Consider the following 14,112-nt stretch of genomic DNA (forward strand, 5'->3'; position numbering starts at 1 on the left):
CGAAGGCGGCGCTCTTCCTCTTGCTCGCTGCGCTCGCGACCCACCCCTAACCCCTCCCTAAAAGGGAGGGGAATGTCTCAAATCCACCCCAAAGCGGATATCAGCGCCTCGGGCTTGCAACCCATATAATCGCCTCACTCGACGCTAAAGTTCGACGACGATCCGAATCCTGTCGGGGCGGGTGCCGACGGCGCGCGCGATCTGTTCGCGGCAGCGGTCGAGCAGCTTCTGCAATCCGCCGGGCGCAGCGTCGTCGAGCAGGTCGGCGGTCTCGACGCCGAGAATGGCGGCCAGCTTCTCCATGCTGCTGCGCTTGGGGCGCGCCCTGCCCTTTTCCCAGCTTGTGACCGACGCCGCGCTGACGCCCATGCGGACGGCGACCTCGCTCTGCCTGAGCCCGGCCGTGGTGCGGAGCCGCTGCAGGCGGAAGCCGAAGCTTTCGTCCATCGCCGGTGCCGCAATATCTTCGTCGAAGCTGGGCGCCGGGCCGGCGGCACTCTTCAGCTCCACGGCGTTCTTGGGTTCCACGGCGCTTTTGAGTTCGACGGCGCTCAGCGTCGCCGGCGATACCGGGCCTTCGAACTGGCAACCGAACAGCCGTCCGCTGGCCCAGATGACGACCGCGCTGATGTCGCCGGCATGCGGAAGCTCGATTTCGATGCGATCGCCGGCCGCCAGCTTGATGTCGCTTTCGAGCAATAGGCCGGTGCCTGAGATATTGTGGATCTCCACCTCGATGCCGGCGCCATCATGCTGCGCGCCGCGGGTCAGAAGGCTGAGTTTCCGGCGCGTGTCATGACGGTTGTCGGTGTCGGATGCCGAAGGAAGAAAATATCCGGAAATGGCCATAGGCGGTTGTTGGGGTCCGCCGGTTAAGAGAAGGTTAGCGAGCGCGCCGAAAGATCGCTGGATAGCGCAATAGCCGCCCTCTTGATCAGATCCCGAACAGCTTCGCCAGCGACTTCTCGAGCATGAAGAATTGCCAGATCAACCGGCCATGATCACGCCGCCCGGACTGGTGCGCCGCAACGATGCGTTCGATCTCCGCCATGTCGAACCACCCCGACCGCGCCAGCGTCGACGATGTCGCAAGGCCCTTGGCGGCATCGACCAGCGGTCCGCGAAACCAGTGCGATACCGGGGTGACGAACCCCATTTTAGGACGATAGAGAATATCGTGCGGCAGATAGCGTTCCATCGCCTGCTTCATGATCGCCTTGCCCGTCCCGCCCTTGACCCGCATCGATGCTGGCAGGCTCGCTGCGAATTCGATCAGGCGGTAGTCGAGCAAAGGCTCGCGCGCCTCGAGGCTGACCGCCATGCTCATCCGGTCGGTCTTGGTCAGGATGTCGCCGGGCAGCCAGATCATCAGGTCGGCATATTGGGCGCGGTCGAGCGCCTCGCGCGCCGGTGCCTCGGCCATCGCTTGCCAATAGCGCGCTTCGGCGACATGGTCGCCCAGCGCATGCTTCGCGGCATCGTTGAACAATCGTGCGCGCTGGTCGGGGCCGGTGACGCCGACCGCCTCGGCATAGCCTTCGGCACCGTTTTTCGACAGGCTGGCGAGCGTCGCGCGCGCGCGCAGCGGCCGCGGCGCCCAGTCCATCTGCGGCCAGACGCGCGCCAGCGGCCCCAGCACGCCGCGGCGCATGAAGCCGGGGATCAGCCCGCGCAGCCGTTCTTCCTGATGCTGGAAGACCAGCCGGCGATACCCCGCGAACGCTTCGTCGGCGCCGTCGCCCGAAAGCGCCACCGTCACCTCTTCACGCGCCAGTTCGCACACCCGATAAGTCGGCAGCGCGCTGGCGTCGGCAAAGGGTTCGTCGAACATGTCGGCGATCCGGTCGACGAGCGCGAAGTCGCCCGCCGCGACGGTGCGCGTGCGATGATCGGTCGCGAAGCGTTCGGCGATCGCCTGCGCATAGGCCGTCTCGTCGAGCGCCGCCTGGTCGAAACCGATCGTGCAGGTCTTCACCGCCTTGGCGCTGGCCTCTGCCATCAGCGCGACGACCGCGCTCGAATCGACGCCGCCCGACAGAAAAGCGCCGAGCGGCACATCCGCGACCATGCGGTCGGTCACCGCGGCGCGCATCAGATGGACGAGATGCTCGGCCGCTTCGCCCTCGGAAGCCCGAATGCGCTTCGAAAAATCGGGCGCCCACCAGCGCGTCGGCGCGGGCACCGGCTTGCCGCGTTCGAGCAGCAGATAATGGCCCGCCGGCAATTTCTGGACCCCCGCGACGATACAATTGTCGTCGGGAACATAGCCGAGCGCGAGGAAATCCTCGATCGCGGCGAGATTGGCTTCCTGCCGCAACAGGGGATGTCGCAGCAGCCCCTTCAGTTCCGATGCGAAGGCCACCGACCCGTCGGACAGCCGCGCATGGTGAAGCGGTTTGACCCCCAGCCGGTCGCGCGCGAGAAACAGGCAGCCGCGCGCATGATCGTGGATCGCGAACGCGAACATGCCATTGAGCCGCGACAGGCATTCGACCCCCCACTGCCGCCACGCCGCGATGATAACCTCGGTGTCACCCGTGGTACGGAAGCGATAGCCGCGATCTTCCAGCTCGGCGCGCAGCTCACGGAAATTATAGATTTCGCCATTATAGGTGAGCGTCACCGCCTCGTCGTCGCTCGCCATCGGCTGCAGGCTGCCCTCGATATCGATGATCGACAGCCGCAGATGGCCCAGCCCGACGCCGGGCGCCGTCCATTCGCCGGTGCCGTCGGGGCCGCGGTGCGCCATCGGCTGCAGCATCGCGCGCAGCCGTGCCGGGTCGACCGGCTTCGCCGTTTCGAGATGATAGATGCCTGCGATCCCACACATATGGACCGCTCCTAACGCGTTTCGAGCGCGCGGTCAGCCATTGCTTGCGCCCCGCCCGACGCGGCAACGAAATCGGCGATCGCATCGCGCCCGCCCTGCCCCGCCTCGCTCGACACGATCAGCGACAGCGCGCGCGGATCGCCGCCGAACAGCCGCGCTTTCAATCCCGCCAGCTTGGCGCGGCGCGGGCTTCCGCTCGCCTCGCCGCCGACGACATACCAGGTCGCGGCGTCGCGCAGCACCGGGCCGGGGTGGAGCAACCGCTCGGTCTTCGCGCCATCGACGGGCGCGAGCGCCGCGCTCCATGCCCATCTGCTTTGCAGGTCGACCGCCCCCTGCCCGAAGGCGACGACCTCGCGCCCCTCGGCCTGCCGCTCATAACCGCCGATCGCGACGGTCACGCGCCTCCCTTTTGCATCGACGAAATGCCGCATCAGCCGCTCATCGGCGCCATCATAGCGTGGCGCCCACGGCGTCCCGTTCGCCAGCGTCTCGGCCCAGCCGCGCGGCGCGTCGACCGCCATCGTTCCGGCCAGCGGTGCCGACCGGCCGCCGACGAGCGCGGCCCAGCCGGCAAAGGCCAGCAGCAGCGCGAAGGCCGCAGGCAGCACCGCGCGCGCCGAACCGGCAAAGCGCGGCAGGCCGTCGAGGCCGCGGACGTCGATCGCCGCATCGTTCGCCGGCCGGTCGAACCAGCGCCACGCAACGAACATCACGGCCAGGATGACGAGCCCGAAGAATATCCAGCCATAGAAGATATGGTCGATGCCCCCCGCCGCCTCGATCCCCCAGATGTCGGCGGCGACCATCGTGCCATAGGCGCGCAGCGCGTTGGCGATGATCGTCGTTACCAGCGCGAGCACGACAAAGACGATCCGCCGCGTCCAGCTGCGGAAACACAGATGCGCCGCGAACACCGAATAGGCGAGCATCGCGATCAGGAAATTGACCCCCGAACATTCCTCGGCGACCTCGAAGAAGCCCGCCTTGGTGGTGACGAACACCCCCTGCATTTCAGCGGCGATCCCCGACATATGGAGCAGGACGACGCTGATCCTTGCGGTGAAGGTCTGGAGCAGCGGCACCAGCTCCTCGCCGAACGGCACCAGCAGCAGCGCATAGCAGAGCGGAAACAGCAGCGCGCGGACGAGCTTTCCGCCCAGCGTCGCCGCGACCGCGCCCTGCAGCATCAGAACCAGCCCGACCTGCCGGAACAACCCGACCCCGGCCGCCTCGCCGACCAGCCAGACGGTCCCCGCGCCCGCCAGCCAGACGAGCGCCGGCCACCAACAGGCGGGGGTCAGCGCCTTCAGCTGCGGCACGCGCTGCGACACCAGCCAGCCGATCATCGGCACCATCAGCAGGCAATGGGTGAAGGTCGAGCTGGTCCACCAGATCGCCGCCATATCGGCAGCGTCGCGGTGGAACAGCGTCAGGATCGCCGCGGCGAGCAGGCCAAGCGCGACGAGATGCCGCTGCCACAGCGACCAGCTTTTGGGATGCGAGAGGCTGAGCGACGGGGTCATCCGGCGAGCCCCAGCAGGGAACCGAGCGGCGCCAGGCGCGCATCCCAGCCATAGCGTGCGATCATCCGCGCGCGTGCCGCGGCGCCCATCGCCGCTGCCGCCGCAGGATCGTCGAACAGCTTGCCGACTGCCGCCGCCATCGCCGCCGCATCGTCGGCGACGAGCAGATGCTCGCCCGGCACCGCATCGATTCCCGTGGCTGCGGCGCCGCTCGCAACGACCGGGCGCGCCATCGCCATCGCTTCGAGCAGCTTGTTCTGCACCCCCCGCGCGAGCAACAGCGGCGCGACGACGGCATCGGCGGCCGCCAGCCACGGCCGCACGTCGGGCACCTCGCCCGTCACGATCACCCCCGGCTGCTTCTCGAGCCCGCGCACTTCGTCGGTCGGCGCGCGGCCGACGATCGCGAAGCGCGCCGCCGGGTGGCGCGTGCGGATCAGCGGCAGGACGTCGGCGGCGAACCAGCGCACCGCATCGATATTGGGGCGGTAATCCATCTGGCCGGTGAACACCGCGAGCGGCCCGCCCCCGGTCCCGGCCCGATCGAACGTCAGCGCCGGATCGAACTTCGCTGTATCGATGCCATTCTCGACCGCTTGCACCTTATCTGCACCGAGCCCGCTCTGCGCCCGAAACAGCGCCGCCTCCGCCTCGCTGACGAACAGGCTGGCATCGACCCTGCGCGCGACATCGGCTTCATAGGCGCCCAGCTTTTCGGCTTCGCGCCGGTGCACCCAGTTCAGCGGCTGGCGCTTGTCCTGCTCGGCATAGGTGGCGAACTTGGCCGAATCGACATCGACGAAATCCATGATCACCGGGCCGCGGAAACCGGCGGGCAGATATTGCGCCATCTGCCCCGAAAAGGCGACGATATGGGTGATCCTGCCGCGCGCAACCAGCGCGTCGACGTGCCGCGCCAGCGCCGCGTTCCGGAACAGCCGGTTCGACACCGGCTCGCCGCAGAGCACCGCCTGGGCGAGCGCGAGCGGCCGCGAGACATCGCGCACTTCGATCGCCAGGCTCTTGCAAAGCGGCGCCATTTTATCGCGAGCCGTCGCCGCATCCTCGGCATCGTCGGCCAGTGCCGCGACATGCACCGGCGCCAGCCTGGCCAGCGCCTCGAACATATGCCAGCTGCGGATCCGGTCGCCGCGGTCGGGCGGCCATGGCGCGCGATGCACCAGAAACAGGATGTTTGCCATCACCCCAATCCGCGGGCGATCAGCGGACCGATGCGGTTCGCCGCCCATAGCGGCAGCTTTTTCCAGAGGTCGACCTGAAGGCGATATCTGGCGCTGTTCGGATTGGTGTCGCGCGGCGTCTCACCGGGCGCCAGCCAGCGCGCATAGACGCGCGGCTGCGGTTCGAAACCCCAGTTTTTCTTGTAACTATACGGGCCCGTGCCGACCTTTGACCGCCCGAAATCGAAGCGGGCACAGCCCTTCGCGCGCGCATGGCGCATCAACGCGAAATACATGAGTTCGTTGGCACGCAGCCCCCGCGCTTCGGCCAGTCCGCCGCCCCAATAGGGCATGACCGTACCGCGCCAGTACAGGCTCAGCACGCTGGCGACCGCCTGCCCGTCCTTGCGCACCGTCAAGATGTCGGCATCGCCGCCGAACGCATCGAGCACGGCGTCGAACAGTTTTCTGGGAAACACCGGCGTGCCGAGATTGCGCACGCTCGTCGCATAGATGCGATACTGGTCGCGGCGTTCGGCGGCATCGCTGCCGGTGGTCACCGTCAGCCCGCTTTCCAGCACCTTGCGCACCTCGGCGCGCTGCTTGCGCGGGATCGCCAGCAGTTCGGCATCGTCGTCGGCCGCGAGATCGCGCGCGAAACCCGCATAAACGCCTTCCTCGCGATGCCAGCCTTCGCCCCCGGGCTGCGGTCCGCCGCGCAGTTCGACCGACGGCACGCCGAGCGACCGCGCCATTTCCGCCGCGCCGTTTGCCAGCGTCGCGGCGACCGCCGCATCGTCGGCAAGGATGCCGCCATCGACGGCAAAGCCGCTGCCGACCAGCGCCTGCCCGAACAGCGGCGAACGAACATGGTGGAGCGGGAGGATGCCGGTCAGCGCCCCGCTCGCATCGCGCGCGGTGACGAGGTGGCAGCGATGCCCGGTGGCTTTGGTGATCGCCTCGCACCACGCGCGGCTGTGAAACGGCGTCGCTTGCGGGTGCGCCGCGACATAGGCGTCCCACGCCGCCGCGTCGGATAGCGGCGCGCCGGAAAAACCGCCCTTCATCGGGAGCGTCGGCGCATTCACGCCGCCGCGCGCCACGGCTGGGCGCGCTGCTGCTGCGCCGGCGCCAGCGCATCGGCACGCGTCCATTCAAAGTCCCCAAGCAGTTTCTTCAACTTGCCAGCCATGACCGACAAGCCACTGTAATGGCGTATTTTCGATTTCAGCGGTGCATCGGCGACGCGCGGCTGGCCGGGGTCGATTTCCCACGGGTGGAAATAGAGGATCGCCGGATGGCCTTCGGCATTCATCCGCGCGATCGCCCAGCGCGTGAAACCATAGGGCAAGAGGCGCATGAAGCCCCCGCCCCCCGCCGCCAGCGTCCGCCCGGCGATACGCGCGGTGGTGACCGGCCATTCGACGAGAGCGCTGTCGGCCAGCGGGCGCCACGCGTGACGCGGGCTCGCGGGCCAGCCATAATGGTCGTGGACCACCGGCGCGACACTCGACGAATAGGCGTAGCCCTGTTCGGCGAGCACTGCATGCGCCCATGGCGTGCGATGATCGACCGAAAAGCTGGGGGCGCGGTAGCCGCGCACCGGCGTGCCGCCGATATCCTCGAGGATCGCCTGCGTCTTCTGGAGGTCGGCGGCAAATTCGGCCGCGGTCAGGGTGAACACCCGCTTATGGTCATAGCCATGGCTTGCGAGTTCGTGCCCCGCCGCGACGATCCGCCCGATCAGCGCCGGATAGCGTTCGGCGACCCAGCCGAGCGTGAAGAAGGTGCCCTTGACCCCGGCTTCGTCGAATAGCCGCAGCACCGCATCGCAATTCGCCTCGACGCGGCATTCGAGGCTGGGCCAGTCGTCGCGGTCGATCGAGCGCTCAAAGGCGCCGACCTGGAACCAGTCCTCGACATCGACCGACAGGCCGTTCTGCATCGTTCGTCACCTTCAGCGCCCCGGATGGACGACAACCGACCGTCAAGCCGCCCACACCTGCGACGTTGTCGGGTTGGGCGCATTCTCCGGATCGCGTTCGACCCATTCGATGAGCAAATCAAGTACGCGGCGCAACGCGGCATCCTGTTCGACCAGCCGCGTTTCGAGACTTGCGATCTGCTGCTGCAGCGCCGCGAAATGCTCGGCATCGATCGCCGCTGCGGGTTCGGCGGGCGCCTCGACGGCCGTTTCGGCGGCCAGTTCGAACACGTCGGCGGCGTCGCCGGGCACAGCCGCTTCGACCTCGACCGACGCCGCGGCGGGCGCGATGCCCAATTGTTCGGCGACCAGCGACCGCGCTTCGGCGAAGCTGGGGCTGCTGTGCGGCGTCAAGGTGACGGCGGGTTCGGCCTGTTGGTGTGCAAGCCCGACGGGACCGGCAAAGGGCGGACGTTCGTCCGCGACCGGCGCCGCGTCATAGACGGCGGCCGCCCGCGGCCATTCGAGCGGCGCCTCGCCATCGGCGGCCTCGTCCGCGACGACCGGTTCCGGCGCTACGGCGGCAGCGACCGGCGCGGCGGCGACCGCGGCGTGCGCGACGACATCCGCGACCGGCACCGGTGCCAGCGCCGCTTCGTCGATGCCGCGATCGGCCTCGATCTCGGCAACGACCGAGCGGACCTGCTGGCCGGTAATGCGGTTCATCTGCTCGACCGCGCCGTAAAGCAGCAGGCGGCTGACCAGCACGTTCAGCTTGCGCGGCACGCCCGCGCTGTAATCGAAGATTTCCTCGAAGGCGTCGGGGCTGAAGCTGGGGTTGCCGTTCCAGCCGACCTTGCCGAGGCGGTGGAGAATATAGGGTTCGATTTCCTCGGGCTCCATCGGGTCGAGGTGGTGCGTCGCGATCACGCGCTGGCGCAGTTGCTCAAGCGTCGGCGAATGGAACAGGGTCTGGCGAAACTCGGGCTGGCCGAGCAGGAAAATCTGCAGCAGCGAATGGCCGCCAAGCTGGAAGTTCGACAGCATGCGCAATTCTTCGAGCGCCGAGATCGCAAGATTCTGCCCCTCGTCGACGATCAGCAGCGTGCGGCGACCGGCGCGCGCCTGTTCGCGCAGATATTGCTCCATCGAGCGCAGCAGTTCGGCCTTGCTTTCGGTTTCCCATTCCAGCCCGAACTGTTCGGCGACCAGGCGGAGCAGGTCGTCGCCCTCGACCTGCGTCGACACCAGCTTGACCGCGGTCAGGCGATTGGGGTCGATCGTATTCATCAAATGCCCGACCAGCGTCGTCTTGCCCGCGCCGACGTCGCCGGTGATGACGATGAAGCCTTCGCCCTGCGCCAGGCCATAGCCAAGATAGGACATCGCCTTGCGATGCGTGCCGCTTTCGAAATAGAAATGCGGGTCGGGCGTCAGCTGGAACGGGCGTCCGGTGAAGCCATAAAACTGATCGTACATCGCAAAATCCCTGTTCTTGTCGCCTTATCCGGATCAGAAGCTGTAACGCATCCCGACGAGCGCCGATCCGATGAGTTCGCTGTTGAAGCCTTCCTGGTCGAACGCGGTCAGGCTGGCCGCGGCATGACCGGTCAGGCCGCGCCACAGCCGCCGCGAATAGGCGGCCGAGACGCCCGCCGACTGAACATTGGCGGCGCCCGGCGAACCATTGTCGAAATAGCTGGCATAGGCCTGCAGCGTGATGTCCGAATCGCGGTCGATCTGGCGGCCGGCCGAGATGAAGAGATAATAATTCTCGTCGATGATGCCGTTGAGGTCGGAAATCGCCGACAGGCCGGGCAGCAACAGTCGGCGGCGATCATAGCCGGCGCCGACGCCGTAGTTCCAGCCGCCGAGACGCGACGACAGCACCGCCTGGATGCCGCGGTTGCGGAACTGCGCGGTGGTCGTGTTGCCGAGCTGGTTGGCAAGGCAACCGCCGCCCTGATCGCCGAACACGCAGGGGTTGATGCTGCCGTCGACGGGGTTGCGGGTCGGGTCGAACTGCGTCGGCAGCGACGCGAGTCCGCTCGACATGCCGCGCGCGAAGCTCGACAGCCCGTCATAGACACCGACCTGGAAGCTCGTCGCATGGTTGGCACGATAGGTGAAGCTGCCGGTATAGATGGTGTCGCCATAACGGCGCCCAACCTTGGCGGTCAGCGCCATGCGGCGGTTCGGCTGCCACATCACGCCGGCGTCCCAGATCAGCCCGTCGGTATCGAACGACAGCTGGCGCGGTTTCGACGTGTCGGTGATAAAGCGGCCGTTGCCGTCGCGCACCGGCACCCCGTTCGCGTCGACCACCGGATCGCGCTGGCTGATCTCGATATCCTCATAGCCAACGCCGCCGAGCAGCGCCAGCGTCGGCCCGATTGGCACCGTCACGTCGGCGCGGGCAAATTTGCCCTCGTACCGCTGATCGAGCTGGTTGACGTCCTCGCGCTCATAGCCGCCCGACACCTGCCAGCCGAACGGCAGGTCGCCGGGCTTTGCGCCGACGCTCGCCCAGGCGACATGGTTCGTCGAGCTGTCGAAAATATCCTGCGACGTCACCCCCGGAAGCACCGGGTCGTCGACGTCGATCTTGGTATAGCCGAAACGATAGCCCGCACCGACATCGAGCCCGCCGATGCGCCGCGCAAAGGTCGGGCCGGCATAGATCGAATAGAGGTTGGCGGTGTTGGTGCCGTCGCCGAGGAAAACGCTGTTGTCGCCGCCATAACCGTCGGCGCGCGTCCGCGTCGCGAGCGCCCCCGCTTCGAGATTGAGCCCGCGCGCCGCTTCAAGCCGGCCGCGCACAAGACCGCTCAGCGAGCTTGAATTGCCGAGCCCGCCCGATTCGCCGATGCGATATTCATAACGGACGCTGCCCGCGAGTTCGGCGCGGCGCGTCACGATCGACGCATCGACCCCGGCGGCGAGCGTCGTATAGGTCAGCACGTCGCCATCGCCCTTCAGATCGGCGGTCAGCACCTGCCCGACCTCCAGATAGGGGCTGATGTTCACCTGCTTCTGCGCCCGGCGGCGTTCGGCGCGCGCCTCGCTGCGCCCGCCTTCGCTTCCCGACGCGGCAGGCGCACCCGCCGACGGCGCATCGCCGCCGCCCTGGCCGGAATCACCCGAAAATTGTGCGTGCGCGCCCGTCGCCGTCCCGGCGAGCAGCAACGCGGCAAGCGTCCCCATATAACGCATGCTGGTCTCGGTGCGCATCATGACGCGCCTCCCTGTCCATAATAGGTGCCGAAGCGGCGGCCGCCCGGCGAATATTTCACTCCGTTGAGGAGCAGCTGGATATGCGGGCACGCGCCCATCAGCCCGATCGCGTCGCGCAGCGCCGATTCGAGCGTTTCGTCGGCGCGCACGACCATGATCAGCTGGCCGACATGCCCGGCGAGCACCGCCGCGGGCGACGCCGCGAGCACCGGCGGCGAATCGAGGATCAGGATCCGGCCCGGCGCCCCCGCTTCGAGCTGCGCGAGCAGCGTCTCGGTCCGCGCCGAGGCGAGCAGTTCGGTGTCGTGCATATGCTGCATCCCCGCCGGCATCACCTTCAGCCCCGCGATGTCGGTCTGGATCATGCAGTCGCCGAGCGGCAGCAACGGATCGGCCAGCGCGTCCATCAGCCCCGGGCCGTCTTCCAGCCCCAGCGTTTGGAGCACGCTCGGCTTCGCAATGTCGGCGTCGATCAGCAGTACGTCGTGATCGGCCTCGACCGCTAGGCTGAGCGCCAGATTGACCGCCGAGAAGGTCTTGCCTTCGCCCGGGTTCGCCGATGCGATCAGCACGCGGTGGCCGCGCGGCACGACCGGGCGGTTCGCGGTTCCCGCGAAATTGCGGATAATCTCGCGCTTCACGATGCGATATTCTTCGGAAATGCCCGTCACCGGCGCACCGGGCACGATCATCCCGCGCGCCGCCAGGCGGTCGCGGTCGATCCGCCCCTGCCGCGTCGGTACGATCGCCGGGGCGGCGCGCGCGATGTCCTTTCGCGCCGACGGCTTGACCGGTGCGGGATCGACGGCGGGCGCCTCGGGTTCGAGGATTTCGGCGGCGGGCGTCTCGATCTTCGGCTCGTCCTTGACCTTCTTCGCTCTTTTCGCGGGTTCGGGCGGCAGGTTCGATACGTCGATCGTCGGCGCATTGGCCGCGGGATCGATGCCGAACATGTCGGCAGCGCGTTCGAGCAGCGAGGGAGGGCGCTTGACGGGGCGTTGGTCGGTCATCTTCTTCTTGTCCCCCGTCACGCGACCATGCCGCGCTGGATGAATTCGGCGACAAGCAGCAAGGCATAGAGCCCGACCAGCGCACCGCCCCCGCCCGCAAGCCACACCAGGCGTTTCTTGCGTTCGACATGGCGTTCGGGCGTCACCACCTCGGTGATCGATCCGATCACCGGCAGCCCGCTGGCGCGTTCGAGCTTCGCCGCGGTCGCATAGCTGGTGCGCACCTGCGCGAGCGCGAAGGCGGCGCCAATACCGCCGCCGATGCCCGCGAACAGCACGAGCGTCAGGAACAGCGGCCGGTTGGGCGCCGCGGGGCTCGTCGGTTTCGACGGCGGATCGAGCAATTCGACCTTGATCGCGTCGGTTTCGGTCTGCACCTGGCCGCGCAGGCGTACCTGTTCGCGCTGGCCGAGCAGCTTGTCATATTGCGCCTTGAACGCCGTATATTCGCCGTTGATCCGGTCATATTCGGCCGCGATGCCGGGGTTCTGGATCTGCTGCGTCGTGATCTTGGCGATGTCGCCGGTCAGCTGCGCCTTGCGCGACGACAGCGCGCTTACCGTTGCCTGCCGCTCGGCGCGCATCGCCGACAGCGTCTGATAGGCGGGGTTCTGGGCGTTGCCGCCGCCCCCGCCGCCGGTGCCCTCGCGATCGGCCATCGCCTTCAACGACGCGATCTGGCTCTTCAGCGCGATGACGTCGGGGTGCGCGTCGGTCAGGCCGCGGGCATGCATGGCAGACAGTTCGCCCTGCGCGCCCGCCAGCTGCTGGCGCGCGACACCGCCGCCGACGCCGCCCATGCCGGGGACGTTGATCGTCGCCGGGGTCGTCGCCATCTGGCCGTTCGCCGCGGCAAGTTGTGCCTGCGCCGAAACAAGCTGCGAATCGATCTGGTTCAGTTCGGCGCGCGCCGCATCGACGCGCTGCGCCGGCGATCCGGCGCCGCCCGGGATCAGGCCGATATTCTGCGCCTCGAACGCCGCACGGCGCGCTTCGACTTCGCGCAGCGCCTTTTCGCGATCGGCGATCTGCGAATCGAGGAACTTCATCCCCTCGCGCGCATTCATCCGGCCGCCGCGCAGCTGGTCGTCGCGAAACACGGTGATCAGGCTGTCGAGCACGCCCGACGCAAGCTTGGCATTATCGGCGTCGGACAGGCTGCCGACCCCGACGCTCGACGTGATTTCGAAAATCTTGTCCTGCTGCGGAACGACCTTGATATTCTTTTGCAGCATCGCGACCGCGCCGGCCTTTTCACGTTCGCCGGCGCCGGCGGGAAGCAGGCCGGTGGTGATCGCGACCTTCTCCAGATTGCGCGCGCTGGTCAGCGTTTCGCGGATCTGGTCGATCTGCTGGCGGTCGCCGAACGAGCCTGCCTGCGCATCGTCGGGCAGGATCTGATTGACGTCGACGAGCAGGCGCGCGCGCGAATCATAACGGTTCGGGATCGACGCGATCGCCAGCCAGCCCAGGATGCAAATCCCCCACGCGACGCCCAGCACGAGCCAGCGGCGCGTCCAGACGCTGTGCAGCGCCACCCGGAATTCGTCGTAGAGGCTGTTCATGGGTCGGGGTCAGTCCTTGGGGGTTGCGTCGGGTTGGCGCGGCCGTCCGCGTCAGAACATGCTTTCGGGGATGATGATCACGTCGCCCGGCTGCAACCGGACGTTGGCCTTCACATCGCCGCGCTTGATCAGGTCGTTGAGCCGCAGCCCATATTCGTGCTGCTTGCCGCTGCCCTTGTCGTAGCGGACGAGCCGCGCCTTGTTCCCCGCCGCATATTCGCCCAGCCCGCCGACTGCAATCATCGCATCGAGCACGGTCATATTGGCGCGATAGGGAATCGACGCCGGCTTTTCGGTCGCGCCGACGACGCGCACCTGCTGCGAGAAGGTGCTCTGGAAACTGGTGACGATGACGCTGACGATCGGATCGGTGATATATTGGCTGAGCTGGAGCTTGATATCCTGCTGCAGCATCGTCGGGGTCTTGCCGACCGCGGGCATGTCGGTGATCAGCGGCGTGGTGATCCGCCCGTCGGGGCGAACCTGCACCTTGCCGCCCAGTTCGGGGTTGCGCCACACAAAGATCTGCAGCTCGTCGAGCGGCCCAATGATATATTCCTCGCCCGGACCTTCCTGGTTCGCGACAAAGCTGGCGCTCGGCAGCTGCGGCGCGCTGCCGACACCGCCCGCGCACCCCGTCAATGCGGTCGCGGCGATGCCGGAAAGCAGGGCCGCGCGCGCGGCACCAAGCGGGGAGAAGCAAGCCATATTCGTGTCACCTTTCGAGCGGCTGGCCCCGTCGCCGAAGGGTTCCCCCTACCACGACAGCCATTGCGTCAGGATAAGCCATGCTCGAAAAGGGTGAACATACCGTTAGTATTGGGATAAGTTTGGACCGCACT

Annotated in this window: 11 protein-coding genes; all 11 read right to left on the minus strand. The window is 67.4% G+C overall.

Features of this window, described 5'->3' with window-relative positions:
- Window positions 1-144: 144 nt before the first annotated feature.
- The 11 genes from FHR22_RS14280 to FHR22_RS14330 all read right to left on the minus strand — a co-directional run bounded on the left by FHR22_RS14280 (window position 145) and on the right by FHR22_RS14330 (window position 13,978).
- Entirely contained in the window at window positions 145-849 is a 705-nt protein-coding gene (locus FHR22_RS14280; protein ID WP_166943987.1) for a helix-turn-helix domain-containing protein, read from the minus strand.
- A gap of 85 nt (window positions 850-934) precedes the next feature.
- Window positions 935-2,830: an XrtA/PEP-CTERM system amidotransferase gene (locus FHR22_RS14285; RefSeq protein WP_166943989.1), complete on the minus strand. Its 1,896-nt coding sequence runs from the start codon at window positions 2,828-2,830 to the stop codon at window positions 935-937.
- A gap of 11 nt (window positions 2,831-2,841) precedes the next feature.
- Window positions 2,842-4,356 carry an exosortase A gene (gene xrtA, locus FHR22_RS14290; protein ID WP_166943991.1) on the minus strand — a complete coding sequence of 505 codons (1,515 nt, stop codon included), beginning with the start codon at window positions 4,354-4,356 and terminating at the stop codon, window positions 2,842-2,844.
- Window positions 4,353-5,558 (minus strand): TIGR03087 family PEP-CTERM/XrtA system glycosyltransferase, encoded by a 1,206-nt coding sequence (locus FHR22_RS14295; RefSeq protein WP_166943993.1) that lies wholly within the window; start codon window positions 5,556-5,558, stop codon window positions 4,353-4,355. Before FHR22_RS14295 ends, xrtA begins: the two co-directional genes overlap by 4 nt.
- On the minus strand, window positions 5,558-6,604 hold the full coding sequence (locus FHR22_RS14300; protein WP_166944712.1) for a FemAB family XrtA/PEP-CTERM system-associated protein: 1,047 nt from the start codon (window positions 6,602-6,604) through the stop codon (window positions 5,558-5,560). The genes FHR22_RS14295 and FHR22_RS14300 overlap by 1 nt, the downstream gene beginning before the upstream one ends.
- A gap of 17 nt (window positions 6,605-6,621) precedes the next feature.
- Window positions 6,622-7,482: an XrtA system polysaccharide deacetylase gene (locus FHR22_RS14305; protein ID WP_166943995.1), complete on the minus strand. Its 861-nt coding sequence runs from the start codon at window positions 7,480-7,482 to the stop codon at window positions 6,622-6,624.
- A 42-nt stretch (window positions 7,483-7,524) separates the two neighbouring features.
- On the minus strand, window positions 7,525-8,940 hold the full coding sequence (locus FHR22_RS14310) for an XrtA/PEP-CTERM system-associated ATPase (RefSeq protein WP_166943997.1): 1,416 nt from the start codon (window positions 8,938-8,940) through the stop codon (window positions 7,525-7,527).
- A 33-nt stretch (window positions 8,941-8,973) separates the two neighbouring features.
- Window positions 8,974-10,695, minus strand: a complete 1,722-nt coding sequence (locus FHR22_RS14315; protein WP_166943999.1) for a hypothetical protein — start codon at window positions 10,693-10,695, stop codon at window positions 8,974-8,976.
- Window positions 10,692-11,705, minus strand: a complete 1,014-nt coding sequence (locus FHR22_RS14320; RefSeq protein ID WP_166944001.1) for a P-loop NTPase — start codon at window positions 11,703-11,705, stop codon at window positions 10,692-10,694. Before FHR22_RS14320 ends, FHR22_RS14315 begins: the two co-directional genes overlap by 4 nt.
- A 17-nt stretch (window positions 11,706-11,722) precedes the next feature.
- A complete protein-coding gene (locus FHR22_RS14325) occupies window positions 11,723-13,270 on the minus strand; it encodes an XrtA system polysaccharide chain length determinant (RefSeq protein WP_166944003.1) in 1,548 nt (515 codons plus the stop codon).
- Between the two features lie 51 nt (window positions 13,271-13,321).
- Window positions 13,322-13,978, minus strand: coding sequence for an XrtA/PEP-CTERM system exopolysaccharide export protein (locus FHR22_RS14330; protein ID WP_166944005.1), 657 nt, complete (start codon window positions 13,976-13,978; stop codon window positions 13,322-13,324).
- Window positions 13,979-14,112 lie beyond the last annotated feature (134 nt).

This window comes from Sphingopyxis panaciterrae (assembly GCF_011762125.1).
GTDB classification, from domain to species: domain Bacteria; phylum Pseudomonadota; class Alphaproteobacteria; order Sphingomonadales; family Sphingomonadaceae; genus Sphingopyxis; species Sphingopyxis panaciterrae.

Excerpts from the sequence above, each read along its gene's own strand:
- FHR22_RS14280 (WP_166943987.1), bottom strand. The coding sequence starts at position 849 with ATGGCCATTTCCGGATATTTTCTTCCTTCGGCATCCGACACCGACAAC.
- FHR22_RS14285 (WP_166943989.1), bottom strand. The coding sequence starts at position 2,830 with ATGTGTGGGATCGCAGGCATCTATCATCTCGAAACGGCGAAGCCGGTC.
- xrtA (WP_166943991.1), bottom strand. The coding sequence starts at position 4,356 with ATGACCCCGTCGCTCAGCCTCTCGCATCCCAAAAGCTGGTCGCTGTGG.
- FHR22_RS14295 (WP_166943993.1), bottom strand. The coding sequence starts at position 5,558 with ATGGCAAACATCCTGTTTCTGGTGCATCGCGCGCCATGGCCGCCCGAC.
- FHR22_RS14300 (WP_166944712.1), bottom strand. The coding sequence starts at position 6,604 with ATGAAGGGCGGTTTTTCCGGCGCGCCGCTATCCGACGCGGCGGCGTGG.
- FHR22_RS14305 (WP_166943995.1), bottom strand. The coding sequence starts at position 7,482 with ATGCAGAACGGCCTGTCGGTCGATGTCGAGGACTGGTTCCAGGTCGGC.
- FHR22_RS14310 (WP_166943997.1), bottom strand. The coding sequence starts at position 8,940 with ATGTACGATCAGTTTTATGGCTTCACCGGACGCCCGTTCCAGCTGACG.
- FHR22_RS14315 (WP_166943999.1), bottom strand. The coding sequence starts at position 10,695 with ATGATGCGCACCGAGACCAGCATGCGTTATATGGGGACGCTTGCCGCG.
- FHR22_RS14320 (WP_166944001.1), bottom strand. The coding sequence starts at position 11,705 with ATGACCGACCAACGCCCCGTCAAGCGCCCTCCCTCGCTGCTCGAACGC.
- FHR22_RS14325 (WP_166944003.1), bottom strand. The coding sequence starts at position 13,270 with ATGAACAGCCTCTACGACGAATTCCGGGTGGCGCTGCACAGCGTCTGG.
- FHR22_RS14330 (WP_166944005.1), bottom strand. The coding sequence starts at position 13,978 with ATGGCTTGCTTCTCCCCGCTTGGTGCCGCGCGCGCGGCCCTGCTTTCC.